Annotated in this window: 18 protein-coding genes; 8 read left to right on the top strand and 10 right to left on the bottom strand. The window is 74.7% G+C overall.

Features of this window, described 5'->3' with window-relative positions:
- Window positions 1–64 precede the first annotated feature (64 nt).
- Window positions 65–754 carry a DedA family protein gene (locus ACSNOD_RS03400; protein WP_436765200.1) on the top strand — a complete coding sequence of 230 codons (690 nt, stop codon included), beginning with the start codon at window positions 65–67 and terminating at the stop codon, window positions 752–754.
- A gap of 120 nt (window positions 755–874) precedes the next feature.
- On the opposite strand, the gene ACSNOD_RS03405 is transcribed toward ACSNOD_RS03400, so the two are convergent.
- Window positions 875–1420 carry a gamma carbonic anhydrase family protein gene (locus ACSNOD_RS03405; protein ID WP_436765201.1) on the bottom strand — a complete coding sequence of 182 codons (546 nt, stop codon included), beginning with the start codon at window positions 1418–1420 and terminating at the stop codon, window positions 875–877.
- A 132-nt stretch (window positions 1421–1552) separates the two neighbouring features.
- Here ACSNOD_RS03405 and ACSNOD_RS03410 point away from each other — a divergent pair, with 132 nt between their 5' ends.
- On the top strand, window positions 1553–2317 hold the full coding sequence (locus tag ACSNOD_RS03410; protein WP_436765202.1) for an acyltransferase: 765 nt from the start codon (window positions 1553–1555) through the stop codon (window positions 2315–2317).
- Between the two features lie 2 nt (window positions 2318–2319).
- Here ACSNOD_RS03410 and ACSNOD_RS03415 read toward each other — a convergent pair whose 3' ends face one another.
- Entirely contained in the window at window positions 2320–2730 is a 411-nt protein-coding gene (locus tag ACSNOD_RS03415; protein WP_436765203.1) for a CoA-binding protein, read from the bottom strand.
- A gap of 81 nt (window positions 2731–2811) precedes the next feature.
- Between ACSNOD_RS03415 and ACSNOD_RS03420 the strand changes: the two genes are divergently transcribed.
- The 4 genes from ACSNOD_RS03420 (at window position 2812) to ACSNOD_RS03435 (ending at window position 8871) form a co-directional block, all read left to right on the top strand.
- Window positions 2812–3417 carry a YigZ family protein gene (locus ACSNOD_RS03420; RefSeq protein ID WP_436765204.1) on the top strand — a complete coding sequence of 202 codons (606 nt, stop codon included), beginning with the start codon at window positions 2812–2814 and terminating at the stop codon, window positions 3415–3417.
- Between the two features lie 167 nt (window positions 3418–3584).
- Window positions 3585–4385, top strand: a complete 801-nt coding sequence (locus ACSNOD_RS03425) for a VOC family protein (RefSeq protein ID WP_436765205.1) — start codon at window positions 3585–3587, stop codon at window positions 4383–4385.
- 146 nt (window positions 4386–4531) lie between these two features.
- Window positions 4532–5698 (top strand): exonuclease SbcCD subunit D, encoded by a 1167-nt coding sequence (locus tag ACSNOD_RS03430; RefSeq protein ID WP_436765206.1) that lies wholly within the window; start codon window positions 4532–4534, stop codon window positions 5696–5698.
- Complete coding sequence (locus ACSNOD_RS03435; protein WP_436765207.1) at window positions 5695–8871, top strand: AAA family ATPase; 3177 nt, start codon at window positions 5695–5697, stop codon at window positions 8869–8871. Before ACSNOD_RS03430 ends, ACSNOD_RS03435 begins: the two co-directional genes overlap by 4 nt.
- Here ACSNOD_RS03435 and ACSNOD_RS03440 read toward each other — a convergent pair.
- A complete protein-coding gene (locus ACSNOD_RS03440; protein ID WP_436765208.1) occupies window positions 8868–9302 on the bottom strand; it encodes a tautomerase family protein in 435 nt (144 codons plus the stop codon). The genes ACSNOD_RS03435 and ACSNOD_RS03440 overlap by 4 nt on opposite strands.
- 239 nt (window positions 9303–9541) lie before the next feature.
- Here ACSNOD_RS03440 and ACSNOD_RS03445 point away from each other — a divergent pair, with 239 nt between their 5' ends.
- Entirely contained in the window at window positions 9542–9847 is a 306-nt protein-coding gene (locus ACSNOD_RS03445) for a cupin domain-containing protein (RefSeq protein ID WP_436765209.1), read from the top strand.
- 55 nt (window positions 9848–9902) lie between these two features.
- On the opposite strand, the gene ACSNOD_RS03450 is transcribed toward ACSNOD_RS03445, so the two are convergent.
- The 6 genes from ACSNOD_RS03450 to ACSNOD_RS03475 all read right to left on the bottom strand — a co-directional run bounded on the left by ACSNOD_RS03450 (window position 9903) and on the right by ACSNOD_RS03475 (window position 15260).
- Window positions 9903–10349, bottom strand: coding sequence for an Lrp/AsnC family transcriptional regulator (locus tag ACSNOD_RS03450; RefSeq protein WP_436765210.1), 447 nt, complete (start codon window positions 10347–10349; stop codon window positions 9903–9905).
- A gap of 205 nt (window positions 10350–10554) precedes the next feature.
- Window positions 10555–12243, bottom strand: coding sequence for a DUF885 domain-containing protein (locus ACSNOD_RS03455; RefSeq protein ID WP_436765211.1), 1689 nt, complete (start codon window positions 12241–12243; stop codon window positions 10555–10557).
- Window positions 12244–12329: 86 nt separating this feature from the next.
- Complete coding sequence (locus ACSNOD_RS03460; protein ID WP_436765212.1) at window positions 12330–13874, bottom strand: GNAT family N-acetyltransferase; 1545 nt, start codon at window positions 13872–13874, stop codon at window positions 12330–12332.
- 98 nt (window positions 13875–13972) lie between these two features.
- Window positions 13973–14308: a winged helix-turn-helix domain-containing protein gene (locus ACSNOD_RS03465; protein ID WP_436765213.1), complete on the bottom strand. Its 336-nt coding sequence runs from the start codon at window positions 14306–14308 to the stop codon at window positions 13973–13975.
- A gap of 5 nt (window positions 14309–14313) precedes the next feature.
- Window positions 14314–14733 (bottom strand): hypothetical protein, encoded by a 420-nt coding sequence (locus tag ACSNOD_RS03470; protein WP_436765214.1) that lies wholly within the window; start codon window positions 14731–14733, stop codon window positions 14314–14316.
- Window positions 14734–14882: 149 nt separating this feature from the next.
- Window positions 14883–15260 (bottom strand): VOC family protein, encoded by a 378-nt coding sequence (locus ACSNOD_RS03475; protein ID WP_436765215.1) that lies wholly within the window; start codon window positions 15258–15260, stop codon window positions 14883–14885.
- A gap of 167 nt (window positions 15261–15427) precedes the next feature.
- Here ACSNOD_RS03475 and ACSNOD_RS03480 point away from each other — a divergent pair, with 167 nt between their 5' ends.
- Window positions 15428–16366, top strand: coding sequence for an RNA polymerase sigma-70 factor (locus ACSNOD_RS03480; RefSeq protein WP_436765216.1), 939 nt, complete (start codon window positions 15428–15430; stop codon window positions 16364–16366).
- Between the two features lie 68 nt (window positions 16367–16434).
- Here ACSNOD_RS03480 and ACSNOD_RS03485 read toward each other — a convergent pair whose 3' ends face one another.
- Window positions 16435–17337, bottom strand: coding sequence for an SDR family oxidoreductase (locus ACSNOD_RS03485; protein WP_436765217.1), 903 nt, complete (start codon window positions 17335–17337; stop codon window positions 16435–16437).
- Window positions 17338–17439 lie beyond the last annotated feature (102 nt).

Below are 17439 nucleotides of genomic sequence, written 5' to 3' on the forward strand. Positions count from 1 at the left end.
CGGCGCGCGCCGGGCATCGGCCAGGGCCGACGGCACCGCGGCCATCAGACGGAGGGAACCGGCGTTGCACGTCCAGGAGTGGCTCGAGACCGTCCCGGCGGTCAGCATCTACATCCTGGTAGGGGTGGTCATCGGGCTGGAGAGCCTCGGCATCCCCCTGCCCGGTGAGATCGTCCTCGTCAGCTCGGCGCTGCTGGCCTCGCAGCACCATGAGATCGACCCGCTGATCCTGGGCACGTGCGCCACCGCCGGCGCCATCATCGGCGACTCCATCGGGTACGCGATCGGTCGCAAGGGCGGCAAACCGCTGCTGACCTGGATGGGCGGCAAGTTCCCCAAGCACTTCGGGCCGCACCACATCGCCAGCGCCGAGCGGTCCTTCGAGAAGTGGGGCATGTGGGCCGTCTTCTTCGGCCGCTTCGTCGCCCTGCTGCGGATCTTCGCCGGCCCGCTGGCGGGCGTGCTGCGCATGCCGTACTGGAAGTTCCTCACCGCCAACGTCCTCGGCGGCATCCTCTGGGCGGGCGGCACCACCGCGGTCATCTACTACGTCGGCATCGCGGCCGAGGCCTGGCTCAAGCGCTTCTCCTGGCTGGGGCTGGTGCTCGCGGTGCTGATCGGCGCCGGCTCGATGCTCATCCTCAAGAACCGCGCGAAGAAGGCCGCGGCGGAGGCGGAGCGCGCGGAAGCGGCGGAGACGGAGGCGGAGGCCGCGGAGGCGGCGAAGCCGGAGGTGGGCGCGACCGCGCCCTGAGCGGTCACACTCTGAGGGGCCAGTCCCGGGCGGTCGCGCTCCGAGGGGCCCAGCCCTGGGCCGTCCCGCCCTGGGCGGTCGCGCTCCGCGTGCGGCCCCGCTCCACCGGCGGCCGGGCGGTCAGTCCGCCGCCCCCGCGCCGGTCAGGGCCGCGCGATGGGCCCCGGCCAGATCCACGTACACCGCCGCGTTGAGCGCGATGTGCTCCCGCTCCTCGGCGGTCAGTTCCCGCTTGACCTTGGCCGGCACCCCGGCGACCAGCGACCCCGGGGGCACCCGCAGGCCCTGCGGGACCAGCGCCTGGGCCGCGATCAGCGAACCCGCGCCGATCACGGCGCCGTTGAGCACCGTCGCCCCCATCCCGACCAGCACGTCGTCCTCCACGGTGCAGCCGTGCAGCACGGCGTTGTGCCCGACGGTCACGCGCTCGCCGACGGCGACCGGGAAGCCGGGGTCCACATGGACGGTGCAGTTGTCCTGGATGTTGCTGCCGGCGCCGACGGTGATGGAGTCGCAGTCGGCCCGCAGAACGGCGTGGTACCAGACGCTGGAGCCCGCCGCCAGGCTGACGTCCCCGATCACCACGGAGGTCGGCGCGGTGAACGCCGACGCGTCGACCCGCGGCTCCTTGCCCCCGATGCCCATCCGCAACGCCCGCTCGGCCATCGTGATCCCTCCGTCGCCCACTGCTCCGTCATCGGCACGGTAGGCGACGCGCCGCCGCGCCGCGCCCGGGTGGGGTGAAGATCACAGCGGGCCGCGAGGACCGCCGTCGGCACCGCTGAGTACCGTGTGCGGGTGCCGAACGACCGGAAGCCCCGACCCTCGCCGGCGGCCTGGCGCCGCCGCCTCCTCTCCGGTGCCGTGCACCGGGGCTGGCGCTGGCTCCAGCGCCACGGCGGGGTGACGGCCGAGAGCCCGGGCCCGTACCGCTTCCGCCGGATCGGCACCGGCACCCGGCTCGCCTTCCCGCAGGGCACCGTCTTCGGCGAGCCCTGGATCGAGCTGGGCGACCACTGCGTCATAGGCGAGCAGGTCACGCTGACCGCGGGCATGATGCCCGACCTGGACCTCGGCCCGGACCCGGTGGTGTGCATCGGCAACGGACTCGTCCTCGGCCGCGGCAGCCATGTGGTGGCCTCCCTGCCGGTGGTCATAGGCGACGACGTCTACTGCGGCCCGTATGTGTACATCACCTCCGACAACCACTCCTACGACGACCCGCACCAGCCCATCGGCAAGCAGTGGCCGCGCTCGCAGCCCGTGGAGATCGGCTCGGGCAGCTGGCTCGGCGCCGGCGCGGTGATCCTGCCCGGCGCGCGGCTCGGCCGGAACGTCGTGGTCGCGGCGGGGGCGGTCGTGCGCGGCGAGGTGCCGGACCACAGCGTGGTGGCCGGCGCGCCCGCCCGCGTCGTACGGCGCTGGGACCCGGAGACCGGCTGGCAGCCGCCGCTGCGCACCCCGCCGCCCGTACCGGTCCCGGACGGCATCACCCCGGAGCAGCTCAGCGGGCTCGCGGAGCTCGACGACGCGGCGGGCAGGGACCGGCTCACCGGTTCCTGAGCTCAGAGCCTTCCGAGCTCGATCGCCGGGCAGCGGTCCATCACCATGTCGAGCCCGGCCGCGCGCGTGCGCTCGTACGCCGCCTCGTCGACCACGCCCAACTGGAACCAGACCGCCCGCGCGCCGATGGCCACCGCCTCGTCGGCCACCCGCCCGGCCAGCTCGCTGTTGACGAAGACGTCCACCACGTCGACCGGGAAGGGGATCTCGGCCAGCGAGGCGTACCCGGGCTCCCCGTGCACCGTCTCCGCCTTGGGGTGCACCGGCACCACCCGCTTGCCGGCGGCGCGCAGCACCTCCGCCACGCCGTACGCCGCCCGGGAGCGGTTCGTCGACAGGCCCACCACCGCCCAGGTGTCGCCCGTGTCCGTCAGAATCCTGCGCACCGTCTCGGCGTCCGTGTCCCTGTTCATGGCGGGAGAACGACGCGGCCCGGCCGGATCATTCCGTGTGCGGCGGCATAGGCTGGCCCGATGTAGGAGCAGTACCGGACCGTGGCGCGCGCGGGCACGCACGAGATCGAGATCAAGAAGTCCCGCTTCCTCACCACGCTCGCCCCGGCCGCCACCGAGGAGGAGGCCCTGGAGGCCATCGGGCGGGTCCGCAAGGAGCACCCCACCGCCACGCACAACTGCTTCGCCTACGTCCTCGGCGCCACCGGTGACGTGCAGAAGTCCAGCGACGACGGGGAGCCCGGGGGCACGGCGGGGGTGCCGATGCTCCAGATGCTGCTGCGCCGGAACATGCGGGACGTCGTCGCCGTCGTCACCCGCTACTACGGCGGGGTGCAGCTCGGCGCGGGCGGACTGATCAGGGCGTACGGCGGGGCGGTCGGGCAGGCGCTCGACGCGCTCGGCACCGTGGCCCGGCGCAGGCTCCGGCTGGCCACGGTCACCGTCGACCACCAGCGGGCCGGCCGGCTGGAGAACGACCTGAGGGCCACCGGGCACGCGGTCCGCGAGGTGCGCTACGCGGAGCGGGTGGCCATCGAGGTGGGGGTGGCGGAGGAGGAGGTCGGGCCCTTCCGCGCCTGGCTGGCCGACACCACGGCGGGGGCGGCGACCCTCGAACTCGGCGGCGTCACCTACGTCGAGGGCTGAGCCGGCGCGCCGTCGCGTCGAGGGCCGGCCCGGCGCCCCGCGACGTCGAGGGCTGGGCCGATGCGCCGTTGTCGCAGGTGAGGCGGTTGCCGGAGCGGTTGCCGGGGCGATTGTCAGTGGCGGGTGGGACGCTGATGTCGTAACGGGATCTGCGAAGGGACATCGCCATGATCACGACCGACTTCGTGCCCGGCTCTCCGTGCTGGCTCGACCTGGGGGCGCCCGACGTCCCCGCCGCGGCGGCCTTCTACGGCGCGGTCTTCGGCTGGGAGCTCGACTCCTTCGGCCCGGACGCGGGCGGGTACGGCGCGTTCCGGCTCAACGGCAGGATCGTGTCCGCGGTGGGTCCGCTCACCGAGGAGGGGGCCCGCTCCGCCTGGATGATCTACTTCAACACCCCCGACGCCCAGGGCACGGCCGAGGCCGTGGAGCGGTTGGGCGGCACGGTCCGGACGGCCCCGGTCGACGCCGGCGGGGCCGGTTGGATGGCCCAGCTCACCGATCCGCAGGGCGGCCAGTTCGCCGTCTGGCAGCCCGGCACCAGCAAGGGCCTGGAGGCGGTGGACCAGCCGGGCACCCTCACCTGGACCGAGCTCTACACCACGGACGGCGCCGCCGCGAAGGAGTTCTACGGCAGTCTCTTCGGCTGGCGGACCCAGGGCGTTCCCCTGCCGGGCGACGGCGGCACCTATGAAATCCTGACCCCCGCCGGCCAGGACGAGGAGCGCATGCACGGCGGTCTGATGGAGCTCTCGGCCGACGACCTCGCCCTGACCGGCGGGCGCCCGTACTGGCACCCCGTGTTCGGCTCGGAGGACTGCGACGCCACCGTCGCCAAGGTCGTGGAGAACGGCGGCAGCGTGCAGATGGGACCGGAGGACGCGGCGGGCGTCGGGCGGCTGGCCGTCTGTGTCGACCCCGCGGGAGCCGACTTCGTGGTCCTGACGCCGGAGCCCGGTCAGGGCTGAGCCCCGCCCGGCGGACGAGAGGCCCGTGAGGGAGCAGGGGCGAAACGGCGTTAGCGTTAGGGGGCGCCCGACGCCGGCCCAGGTGCCGGACCGGGCGCCGGGCCGAGGGGCGGAGAAAGGGAGAACATGCGGGTCGGAGTCGTCGCGTGAGACTTCTGCACACCTCCGACTGGCATCTGGGGCGGTCGTTCCACCGAGTGAACCTGCTGTCCGCCCAGGCCGCCTTCCTCGATCACCTCGTCGACGTCGTGCGCGACCAGCGGATCGACGCGGTGCTCGTCGCCGGGGACGTGTACGACCGCGCCGTGCCGTCGCTCGCCGCCGTCGAGCTCTACGACAGCGCGCTGCACCGGCTCGCCGACCTCGGCGTGCCCACCGTCATGATTTCCGGGAACCACGACTCGGCCCGTCGGCTGGGCGTCGGCGCCGGCCTCATGGAGCGGGCCGGCATCCATCTGCGCACCGACCCGGCCCGCTGCGCCATTCCGGTCGTCCTCACCGACGAGCACGGCGAGGTCGCCCTCTACGGGCTGCCGTATCTGGAGCCCGCCCTGGTCGGCGAGGCCCTGGGCGCACGCCGCGCCGACCACGCGGCGGTGCTCTCCGCCGCCATGGACCGGGTGCGGGCCGACCTCGCGACCCGCCCCGCCGGCACCCGCTCCGTCGTCCTCGCCCACGCCTTCGTCACCGGCGGCACGGCCAGCGACAGCGAGCGCGACATCACCGTCGGAGGCGTCGCCGCCGTGCCCGCCGGCATCTTCGACGGCGTCGACTACGCCGCGCTCGGCCATCTCCACGGCTGCCAGACGATCACCGAGCGGATTCGCTACGCCGGCTCGCCCCTCGCGTACTCCTTCTCCGAGGTCCACCACCGCAAGAGCATGTGGGTCGTCGACCTCGGCGCCGGCGGGGCGCTGACCGCCGAGCGGATCGACTGCCCCGTGCCCCGGCCGCTCGCCCGGCTGCGCGGGCGCCTCGACGACCTCCTGGCGGACCCCGCGCTCACCGCGCACGAGGAGTCCTGGCTGGAGGTCACCCTCACCGACCCCGCGCGCCCCCACGAGCCGATGGCCCGGCTCTCCCGGCGCTTCCCCCATGTGCTCAGCCTGCTCTTCGAGCCGGACCGGGTCCCCGAGGACCCCCTCGCCTCCTACGCCCAGCGGCTGAAGGGCCGCACCGACCAGCAGATCGCCGAGGACTTCGTGCGCCATGTGCGCGGCGGCAGCGGCCCCGACGAGCGCGAGCGGACCGTCCTGCGCGAGGCCCTGGAGAACGTACGCACCGAGGACGCCCTGCGCGAGGTCGACCGATGAGGCTGCACCGGCTGGAGATCGCCGCCTTCGGGCCGTTCGCCGCACGCGTCACCGTCGACTTCGACGAGCTCTCGGCCGCCGGGCTCTTCCTGCTCCACGGGCCCACCGGCGCCGGCAAGACCTCCGTGCTCGACGCCGTCTGCTACGCCCTGTACGGCAGCGTCCCCGGGGCCCGCCAGGGCGGCCAGTCGCTGCGCAGCGACCACGCCGATCCGAGCACCCCCACCGAGGTCGTGCTCGACTTCACGGTCGGCGGCCGCAGGCTGCGGATCACCCGCCGCCCGGAACAGCCGCGCCCCAAGAAGAAGGGCAGCGGATACACCCGCGACAAGGCGCAGACCTGGCTGAGCGAGTACGTGTGCGGGCCCGCCGCCGCGGCCGGCACGGGCGGCTCGGTGTCCGCGAGCGGTGGGGCGGGCCCGGGGAGCGGTGGGGCGGCGGTGTCCGCGAGCGGCTCCGGTGGCTCGGCCGTTGCGGGCGGCTCCGGCGGGTCGGGCGGCGAAGCCTCCGCCGGGACCGGCACCGGCACCGGCGCCTGGAAGTCGCTCAGCCGCTCCCACAAGGAGACGGCTGACGAGATCGACCGGCTCCTGGGCATGAGCAAGGAGCAGTTCTGCCAGGTCGTGCTCCTGCCGCAGGGCGACTTCGCGCGCTTTCTGCGGGCCGACGCCGAGGCCCGCGGCAAGCTTTTGGGCCGGCTCTTCGACACCCGGCGGTTCGCCGCCGTCGAGGACCGCCTCAACGACCTGCGGCGCACCGCCGAGAAGCGGGTGGCCGCCGGCGACGACCGGCTGCTGGCCCTGGCCCACCGGATGGCCCAGGCCGCCGGCGACAGCGCGGATCTGCGCCACCGCCCCCTGCCCGAGCACACCCCCGGCGAACCGGGCCTGGCCGCCGCCGTGCTGGAGTGGGCGGCCGTCGCCCGCGCCGGCGCCCGGGAGCGCCTGGACATCGCCGCCGTGGCCGTCCGCGCCGCCGAGGAGGCCCACCGCGCCGCCCAGCGGCACGCCGACGCCGTACGCGAACGGGCCCGCCTCCAGCAGCGGCACGCCGAGGCGCGCCGCCGGGCCGCCGTACTGGAGGAGCGGCGCCCCGCGCTGGACGAGCTGCGCGCCCGCCTGGACCGGGGCCGGGCCGCCGACGCCGTGGCCCCCGCGCTCGACCTGCGGGACGCCGCCGAGCGGGAGCACCACGCCGCCGTCGCCGCCCGGCGGCGCGCCGCCGAACGGCTCCCGGCCGACCTCGCCGACGCCGGCGCCGAGGCGCTGGCCGCCCTGGAGCGTGCCGCCCGCCAGGAGCTCGGCGGGCTGGCCGCCGCCGAGCGGGCCGAACGGCGGGCCGCCGCCATCGCCGCGGAGTGCGACCGCCTCGACCGCGAGGCCGTCGCCGACGACGACGTCCTCGCCGAGACCGGCCGCTGGCTGGCCGAGTGGGAGGACGCCCGCGCCGACCACCAGCGGCGCGTCGAAGCGGCGCAGGAGGCCGCCGCCCGCGCCGAGCACCTCGCGGGCCGCGTGGAACCCGCCGAGCGCCGGCTGGCGGCGGCCCGCCGCCGCGACCGGCTCGGCGCCGAGGCCGAGGCGGCCCAGGAGCGGCTGCTGCGGGCGCGGGAGGACGCCGCGGCCGCGCACGAGCTGTGGCTCGACCTCAAGGAGCGCCGGCTGCGCGGGATCGCGGCGGAGCTGGCGGCCCGGCTGACCGCCGGCGAGCCCTGTGCGGTGTGCGGCGCCACCGAGCACCCGGCGCCCGCGCACCCCGGCGCCGGCCACGTCGACCGGGCCGCCGAGGAGGGCGCGCTCGCCGATCACCAGGACGCCGAGCGCGCCCGGCAGGAGGCCGAGCGGCGGCTGGGCGCGGTACGGGAGGCCCTGGCCGCCGCCGCGGCCGAAGCGGGGGAGGCCACCACCGCCGAACTGGCGCTGATCACCGAGGCCCTGAGGCGGGAGCACGCCGAGGCGCGCGCCGCCGCCGGTGACCTGCACGCCGCCCGCGAGGCCCTGGCCCACGCCGAGCGCGAGCACGAGCGCCGCCGGGCCGGGCAACTCGCCGCCGAGCGGCGCGCCGCCGCCCGCGCCTCCCACCGCGAGGCGCTGCTGCGGGAACGGTCCGCGCTGGAGAAGGACGTGGCGGCGGCCCGGGGCGACGCCGCCACCGTCGCCGAGCGCGCGGCCCGGCTGGAGCACCGGGTGGCCGTGCTGGCCGAGGCGGCCGAGGCGTCCCGGACCGCCGAAGAGAGCGCCCAGCGGCTCAAGGAGGCCGACGCCCGCCTGGCCGACGCGGCCTACCGCGCCGGGTTCACCACCCCGCGGGAGGCGGCGGACGCGGTCCTCCCCGAGACCGAGCGCAGAGCGGCGCAGCGCGAGATCGACGCCTGGCAGGCGGAGAGCGCGGCGGTGGCGGCCGTGCTGGCGGACGAGCGCGCGCTCGCCGCGGCGGCGCTGGAGCCCGCCGACCCGGTACGGGCCCAGGAGCGGGTGGAGGCCGCCACCCGCGGGCTGCGCGAGGCGTCCGCCGCCGAAGCCGCCGCCCGCACCCGCTGCGCGGACCTCGCCCGGCTCTCCGCGCAGGCCACGGCCGACGCGGTGGGCCTGGCGCCGCTGCGGCGGGAGTACGAGCGCGTGGCACGGCTGGCCGCCCTCGCGGCCGGCACCTCGGCGGAGAACGAGCACCGGATGCGGCTGGAGTCGTATGTGCTGGCGGCCCGGCTGGAGCAGGTGGCGGCGGCGGCCAGCGCCCGGCTGCACCGGATGTCCTCCGGCCGCTACACCCTGGTGCACTCCGACGCCCGGGGCGGCGGCCGGGGCCGCTTCGGCCTCGGGCTGCATGTCGTCGACGCCTGGACGGGCGCGGAGCGGGACACGGCAAGCCTCTCCGGCGGCGAGACGTTCTTCGCCTCGCTCGCGCTGGCGCTCGGGCTCGCCGATGTCGTCACGGACGAGGCCGGCGGGGTGCGGCTGGACACGCTCTTCATCGACGAGGGCTTCGGCAGCCTGGACGAGCAGGCCCTCGACGAGGTGCTGGACGTGCTCGACTCGCTGCGCGAGCGGGACCGCACGGTCGGCATCGTCAGCCATGTCGCCGATCTGCGCCAGCGGGTGCCGGTGCGGCTGGAGATCGTCAAGGACCGTGCGGGCTCGACGGTCCGCCACCACCGGCACGGAGGGCTGCTCTAGCCGACGGAGTCCGGCGTCGGCGGCGCTTCCGGCGGGGCCGCTCCGGAAGCGGTGACGTACTGCGCCACTCCATGGCCGAACGACCAGTCGGCCGACGCGTTCTCGATCAGCGATACGAGGACGTTGCGGGGCTCGGTGTCCGCGTACTCCTCGGCGAGTTCGGCGATGCGCCGGTACAGCGCCTGCTTCTGCGCGGGGGTGCGCCCGGCACGCATGGTGATCGTCACGAACACGACGCCGTCGTCGCGCCGCACGTTCGGGTAATCGCCGTAGCGGAGCGTGCTGTTGACGCCGTCGTGGCTGGTCAGCACCTGGAACAGATCGTTCGGGGGAAAGCCGATCGTCTCGCCCAGAGCGTCGTGGACGGCGCGGCCGAGCGCGTCGAGCCGCTCGCTGTCGGCCCTCAGCGCGTCAATGCGGACAAGTGGCATATCGGTGGGCGCCTCGACTCGAGTGAAGGGAGGGGAACGTCCATCGACTATACATACTAGTAGGTACAGAGATGGCGGCGGTCCGCCCCGAGCGACGCAAGACGGACCGGCGCTCGGCGGCAGGCTTTGCCAAACGGTCGATCACTCGTTTCCCCTGGTCAGGTAGGTTCCGGGGCATCCATTGAGCTTTGTGTGCGGCCCGTTCGGCACGACCGACCGGGTCGGGGAAGGGGTGTGCCATGAGTGCGGTCGACCTCGCGGCGACGGCGGCCGGCCTGCCGGAGGCGTGGAGTTCTCGCAGGCTGGGCATGGTGGGGCCGGCCTGCGTGAAGGTCCTGCGCATGGACGGCCTGCCGGTCGAGGAGGAGCGCCATGAGGCCGCCGAGGCTCTGCTGGTCCTCGACGGCCGGCTGGAGCTGGAGGTGGACGGCCTGCCGGTGACGGTGCGGGCAGGCGAGTTGTTCATGGTGGCGGCGGGAGCCGCACACGCGGTCCGCCCCGGAAGCCGGGGCACGTTGGTGATCGTGGAACTGCCGGGGGAGTGACGGCCCTCCCGGCCGCGGAGGAGCGGCTGCCCGGCCGGCGAGCCGGGACGAGCTACTAGCGGCTGACGGGGCGGTGGGAGAGGGGTGAGGAGTAGACCACGCTGGTGGTCACCGCGCCCAGGCCCGCTATCCGGCCCGACACCTGCTCCAGATGGCTCATGGACCGGGCGGCAACCTTCAGGACGAAGCAGTCGTCGCCCGTGACATGGTGTGCCTCCAGGATCTCGGGCGTGGTGCCGAGCAGGTCGTGGAACGGCTTGTCGTTGCCGTGCGGATACCGCAGCCGAACAAAGGCGAGGATGGGGCGGCCCAGCCGCTCGTGGGAGACCACGGCCGCGTAACCGGAGATCACCCCTGCCTCCTCCAGCCGCCGCACCCGCTCGGTGACGGCGCTGGCCGACATGCTCACGGCGCGGGCCAGCTCGGCGAAGCTCACGCGGCCGTCCCGCTGGAGGACATCGAGGATGCGCCAGTCGGTGGCGTCGGGGGAATAGCCGGTCATGGGGGATGAATAGCAGGGGATTCCACGGCACATCAAGAGTGCGGCCGGGAATTGTCCATTCCGAGCGCGGCGGGCGGCCCCGGCCACGCGCCAGGGCCGCTTACGGGCCGGGGCTGCCCGCGGGCCAGGGCCACCCGCGGGCCGGGGCGGCGTACGGGCCAGGGCCGCCCGCATGCCGCGGACGGCCCGTGTGCCGCGCCGGCGCTCAGAGCCGGGACAGCTCGTCCACCAGGTCGTCCAGGCCCAGCGACCCCTGGGACAGCGCCGCCATGTGCCATGCCTTGGCGTCGAACGCGTCACCGCGCGCCGCGCGAGCCGCCTCCCGGCCCTGGAGCCAGGCGCGTTCGCCGAGCTTGTAACCGATGGCCTGCCCCGGCATGCCGAGGTAGCGCGTCATCTCGCTCTCGATGTGGTGCTCCGGGCGGCCGCTGTGCAGGCCGAAGAACTCCTGACCCAGCGCGGGCGTCCAGCGCTCGCCGGGGTGGAAGGGCGAATCGGCGGGGATCTCCAGCCCCAGGTGGACGCCGATGTCGACGATGACCCGGTTGGCGCGCATCATCTGGGCGTCCAGATAGCCGATCCTGCGCTCGGGGTCGGTGAGGAAGCCCAACTCGTCCATCAGGCGCTCGGCGTAGAGCGCCCAGCCCTCGCAGTTGGCGCTGACCTGCCCGAGGGTCACCTGGTACCGGGAGAGCCGGTCGGCCACGTGCGTCCACTGCGCGATCTGGAGGTGGTGGCCCGGCACGCCCTCGTGGTACCAGGTGGAGACCAGGTCGTGCACGGGGAAGCGGGTCATGCCCATGGTGGGCAGCCAGGTCTGGCCCGGGCGGCTGAAGTCGAGCGAGGGCCCGGTGTAGTACGGCGCCGCGGCGCCCCCGGGCGGGGCGATCCTCGACTCCACGCGCTTGACGCGCTCGGCGAGGTCGAAGTGGGTGCCGTCCAGCGCCTCGATGGCCTCGTCCATCAGCTCCTGGAGCCAGACCCGGGTCTCCTCGACGCCCTCGACATGGGTGCCGTGCTCGGCGAGGTGGGCCATCGCCTCCCAGGGGGAGGTCGCGCCGGGCAGCAGCTTCTCCGCCTCGGTCCGCATCTCCCCGAGCAGCCGGTGGAACTCCGACCACCCGTAGGCGTACGCCTCGTCGAGATCCAACTCGGTGCCGTTCCAGTACCGGGACCAGCGGGCGTAGCGCTCCCTGCCCACGGTGTCGGGCGCACCCTCCACCGCCGGGCCGTAGCTGTCGCGCAGCCAGTCCCGCAGCTCGGCGAGCGCCCCGGTGGCCACGGCCGAGGCCTTGTCGAGGTCGGCGCGCAGCGGCTCCGGGCCGTCGGCCGTGAGCTGGCCCGACCAGCTCTCGCCCGCGCCGCCCAGCATGGTGTCCAACTGGTCGACCACCGTGGTGACCTGCCGCGGACCGGCGGGCAGGCCGCGGGCGAGGCCCTCGGCGAGCGAGGCCCGATAGCCCGCGAGGGCGGCCGGCAGGGCGCGCAGCCGGGTGGCGATGGTGGCCCAGTCCTCCTCGGTGTCCGTCGGCATCAGGCTGAACGCCTCGCGCGACAGATGCAGCGGCGAGTGGATGTTGCTGACCGCCCGCAGTCCCTCGTCCGCGTCATGGACGGCGAGCTCGGCCGTCAGCCGCTCGCGCAGCAGGCGGGCGCAGCGGCGCTCGGCGTCGCTGTCCGCCCCCGGGCGGGACTCGGCCTCGGTCAGCCGGGCCAGGGTGGTGCGGAGGAGCGCGGCCCTCTCCTCCGCGCCGGCGGGGGAGAAGTCGGGAAGCCGGGGCGCGCTCTCCGGCACTCCGAAATAGGTGCCGGTGACGGGGTCGAGCTCGATGTACGCGTCGACGAACTCATCGGCGACGCGGCGGGGCAGCGGACTGTTCGTGGTTTCGGGCATGTTCATCATCCTGGGGCCTGCCCGGGTGCCGCGTCATCCGTATAACGCCCGGACGCGCCTGACATCGCGGGCAGCTTAAACGGAGCTCAACCCTCCGAGCACGGGGGCCGCTTGGCGGAAACGAGGGACGGGCGCGCGGCGCCGGCGGGATCGGCGGTGCGGGCCGGCTCGGCGGCCAAGCGGGCGGTGATGACCAGGGTGCCCTCCTCGATCTGATAGTCCAGCGGGAGTCCGAGGCCGCGCATGGCGGCCACCATCCCGGTGTTGGCGGCCCGGGTGACGGCGTAGACGCTGTCGCACCCGGTCTCGACGGCGAGCGCGATCAACCGGCGCAGCAGCTCCGAGCCCACACCCCGCCGCTGCCACTCGTCCTCGACGAGCAGCGCGATCTCGGTCTCGTCGCCGTCCCACAGCAGATGGCCCAGGGCCACCAGGCGGCCGGACGCGGTCTGCACGGTCAGCGTCCGCCCGAAGCGCGGGCTGAGCAGATGGCGGAGATAGCGGTCGGCGTCCCCGACCGGCCCGTGGTACCGCAGCCCCAGCGTCGCGGCGGAGCAGCGCTCGTGCATGGCGCGCGCGGCCGCCAGATCCCTGATGTCCGCCCGCCGGACGGTGATCTCGTTGCCTTCGGGGAGTGTGGTCACCTCCCGGCCGCGCGGCACCCGCGGACCGAGCCGGGCGTCCAGCGCGACCAGGGCGTGGGCGCGAGCGAACTCGGCCGGGGTGAACGGGAGATAGGGCCGTTCGATGGTGATGGTGCCGCCCGACGGGTCGCGCAGCCGCATGGTCGTCTCTGCCAGCTCACCCTCCTCGGGAACGGGGTCGGCCAACGGTTTGCCGGTCACGGAGACGGCGGGGCGGGACCGGATGGTGCAGCGGCCCAGCAACTGGCGCAGGGCCAGCGGGAGCTCGGCCGCGTCGAGCGCGGTGCGGGTGGCCAGGCTCAGCACCCGGGTGGGGGCGTCCACGAGGTCATGGGCGTCCGCCCGCTCGATCCAGGTGTCGGTGCCGCCGGCGGCCGCGATCTCGCGGGTGAGCTCCGCGGCTGGCAGCGTGGCGGGGGCGCGCACCAGGAACTCGTCCACGGTGCCATCGGAGAGGGGGTGCGTCTGGAGGGTGAGGATGTCCACGCGATGGCGGGCGAGCGCGGTGCACAGCAGGGCCAGGCTGCCGGGTTCGTCCCGGACGGTCGTGCGCAGCCGCCACAGCGCGGTGTCCTCGGCGCGTTCCGTCGCGGTGGTGTCCATGGCGCGTCCCGGGTCGGCGACCTCCCCGGCGCCGCCCGGCTCGGCGGCGGTGGCGCGTACCCCCGGGGGGCGCGCCCCGCCGGTGGCCGCTGCCACGGTGCCCCGGGCGGAGGCAGCGGAGGCACCCGGCTCTCCCGCCGTCCCCGCCGCCCCCGGCGGCCCATGGCCCCGGCGGTGCGACCACCAGAGGTGGAAGGCGGCCGTGCCGGTCAGCGCGATGGCCGAGGCCACCAGCAGCGCGGGTCCGTCCGGGCCGTGGGCGACTGTCTTGGCGATCGCGTCCGCGACCGCCACGGCCGTGAACATCGCGGCGAGTTCGACGAGGTCGCGCCGCCAGTGGTGGGGGCGGCGTCGCGTACTGCGGGCGGTCTTCACGTCGGTCATGGCTCCACCGTGGCGGAACGGTGTTGCGTGATCACGAACGGTGTGTGACCGATGGGTTAAGGGCGCCTCCGGTCATGTAAGGACCGATTTTGGTTGAATCAGGTAGGTGTCTGGTCGAGGGTGTCGCCCTCGGCGATCGCCCGGAGTGCGCTGAGGTGCCGGCGGTATGTCCGGGTGCCCTCGTCGGTGAGGGACAGCCAGGTGCGGGGCCGGCGGCCGACCGCTCCCTTGGTGACCGACACCAGCCCGGCCTCCTCCAGGGTGGTCACCTGTTTCGACAGGGCGGAGTCGGTGATCTCCACGAGGTCGCGGACGAAGCCGAACTCGGCCTTTCCCGAGGCCGCGAGCGCCGCGACGATCGACAGCCGCACGGGGGAGGAGAGCAGGGGGGCCAGGGCGTGCCGAGGGTGGGCCCCGGGCGTGTTCTTCGGCACCGTCGTTACGCCGTCCGCCGCGCTTCCCGCCAGGCCGCCGCGCCCGGGGGCAGCGCGCAGGCCAGCGTCGCCACCGCCGCGAACCGTGGGTCATCGGCGAAGACGGAGACGCCCAGGCCTATGGACAGGACGTACGCCGCCGTCCAGGCGCCGATCACCTTCAGGTGGAGGGCCGCGAACCCGGCCTGCTGCACCCGCTGTCGAGAGGCGTAGGCCCCGGTCCCGCCGGCGAGCACCGCCGCACCCGCGCTGAACAGGGCGCCGCTCAACGGTGAATGCCACATCAGGGCCAGCGGCACGAGAAGGAGCTGGCCGACGGCGAAGGCGGCGAAATAGCGGGCCTGCCAGCGGCTGCCGTGCCGCGCCGCCGCCTCCATGTGGGCGGCCCGCTCCAAGGCCGCCACGGCACGTGCTTGTTCCTGCATGGTTCCCCCGATCGTCGTGGTGTGCGATTCAAGATTCGCAATTACTTTCCAAGTTGGCAAGTGGTTGCGAGAGCGTGAAGCGGCGCGCAGTCTTCACCCCGCGCCCCCCGGCGCCTTGAGATCCCTCAAGAGGCTCACCGGGCAAGGTTTCAGTGGCGCACCAGACAGAAGAAGTGGCCGGCCGGATCGGCGTAGACGCGCCAGGCGCTCGGCCGCGGGCCGCGGTCGATCAACGTGGCTCCCAGCTCGAGGACGCGCTCGTGGGCCCGTTCGAGATCGTCCACCTGGACGTCCAGGTGGAACTGCTGCGGGCGGTCGACGTCGCCCCACCGGGGCGGGCGGTGGCCGGCCGCCCGCTGAAAGGCCAGCACCTGGCCGGAGTCGGTGTGCAGGGTCGCCCAGTCGTCGTCGAGCGACCACCGGGGGTCCGGTCGGTTGACCTCACCGCCGAGGAGCGCGCCATAGAACCGGGCGAGCGCCAGGGCGTCGGGGCAGTCCAGCACCACACACTGCAGATGACCGATCATCGTGTTCCTCGCCGTCGGGACGCGCGGGGGGCGCGTGAAGCCATCCGGAGCGTACGGCGCCGCCACCGCCCCACGGCGCCCCGCGCCCCCGCCTCCCCACACGCCGCCTTCGGCGGCCTATCGCCGCGCTCCCTCGCCGAATGTGGCGCGTGCCGCATCGAACGCGCATGGACACGGGCCCGTGCGTCGGGTGGGATGAGAGCGTGGCCGTACGTGAAACCGCTGAGACCGCCGATGCCGCGGTCGGGGACTTCGAGGCGCACCGCCCTCTGCTGATCGGCGTCGCCTACCGCATGCTCGGCCGGGTGGCCGATGCGGAGGACGTCGTCCAGGAGGCGTGGCTGCGCTGGTCGGGCACCGACCGCGGGGCCGTTCGCGAGCCCCGCGCCTATCTCGTACGGGTCACCACCCGGCTCGCCATCGACCGTCTCCGCCAGCTGAGTTCGCGCAAGGAGGCCTACGTCGGTCCCTGGCTGCCGGAGCCGATCGTCACCGAGTACGCCGACACCGTGCCCGACGCCGCCGACCGTGCCGTACTGGCCGACTCGGTGTCGCTCGCCGTCCTGGTCGTCCTCGAATCCCTGTCCCCCCTGGAGCGCGCCGTCTTCGTCCTGCGCGAGGCGTTCGGCTTTCCGTACGGTGAGATCGCGACCGTACTGGACCGCAGCGAGGCCGCCGTGCGGCAGCTCGGCGGGCGGGCCAGGCGCCATGTGGCCGAGCGCAAGCCGCGCTTCACCGTCGACCCCGACCAGCAGCGGAACCTGACGGAGCGGTTCCTCGCCGCGGCCACCGGTGGCGACCTCGGCGCGCTGCTCGACCTGCTGGCCCCCGATGTCCGCCTGGTCGCCGACAGCGGCGGCAAGGCCAAGGCGCCGCTGCGCGTGCTGGTGAGCGCCGACCACGTGGGCCGGTTCCTCTGCGGAGCCGCCCGCAAGTCGCCGCCGGGCATGGAGGTCGCCTTCCGGGAGATCAACGGGGCGCCCGCGGCGCTGCTGCTCACCGACGGCACGCCGGACGCGGTGGTCTCCCTGACCGTGGTCGACGGGCTGATCACCTGCGTCCACCTCCTGGTCAACCCGGACAAACTCGCGACCCTGACCGCGTAACCGCCCCCCGCCCCGCGCGCCAACGGCCGCCCCGTTCCGGCCGGCGGTGCCGCCGGCCCCGTAACCGCTTACAGCCCGCCCGCCACGCGGAGGATCGCTCCTGTCGTGTAGGACGCCTCCGGTGAGAGCAGCCAGGCCACCGCGCCCGCGATCTCCTCGGCCTCGCCGGGGCGTTCCATCGGGACCCGGCCGCGGACCCGCCACGGCCGCTCCGGGTCGCCCATCGCGGCGTGGATCTCGGTGAGCACCATGCCCGGCTGCACGGAGTTCACCCGGATGCCCTCCGCCGCCAGCTCCTTCGACAGTCCGACGGTCAGCGCGTCCACCGCCGCCTTGCCCGCGGCGTAGTGGACGTACTCGCCCGGGCTGCCCGTCGTGGCCGCCGCCGACGAGATGTTGACGATGGCCCCGCCCCCGCCGCCGTACCGGGTGGACATCTCCCGCACCGCGCGCCGCGCGCACAGCATCGCGCCCATCACATTGACGTCCAGCACCCGTCGTATCGTCTCCGGCGACGTCTCGGCGAACCGGCCGAGCGGGCCGGTGATCCCCGCGTTGTTCACCAGGCCGGTGACCCGGCCCAGCTTCTCCGTCGCGGTGTCGAACAGGGCGTCGACCTCCGCCTCCACCGAGGTGTCCAGGCGCACGACGACGCACTCGGAACCGGCCGCGCGGACCTCCTCGGCGGTCCGCTCCGCCGCGTCCCGCGCCCGCTCGTAGCCGATGGCGATCCGGTGGCCGGCCCGGGCCAGCCGTACGGCCACGGCGGCCCCGATGCCCCGGCCGCCGCCCGTGACCACGGTGACCCGCGCCCCGTCCGCGGCGGCCCCGGCCCCCGCGGCTCCGTCCACGGCCCGTACGTCACCCACGGCCCCGCCCAGAGCCCGTACGCCATCCCCTGCCCGTACGCCATCCTCCGCTCGCCCGTCGTCCCCCGCCCGCACGCCGTCCGCCCCGCTCGTGCCGCTCATGCCGCCGCTCCTCCGGTCGTTCGATGATCAGCGACGGTACTCGACCCCCGGGGCCTGGCGTACGCGCGTGCCAACGTCGTGTGAACGCTGTGCCGTGCCGCC

This window comes from Streptomyces sp. URMC 123 (genome assembly GCF_051386515.1).
Lineage (GTDB): Bacteria > Actinomycetota > Actinomycetes > Streptomycetales > Streptomycetaceae > Streptomyces.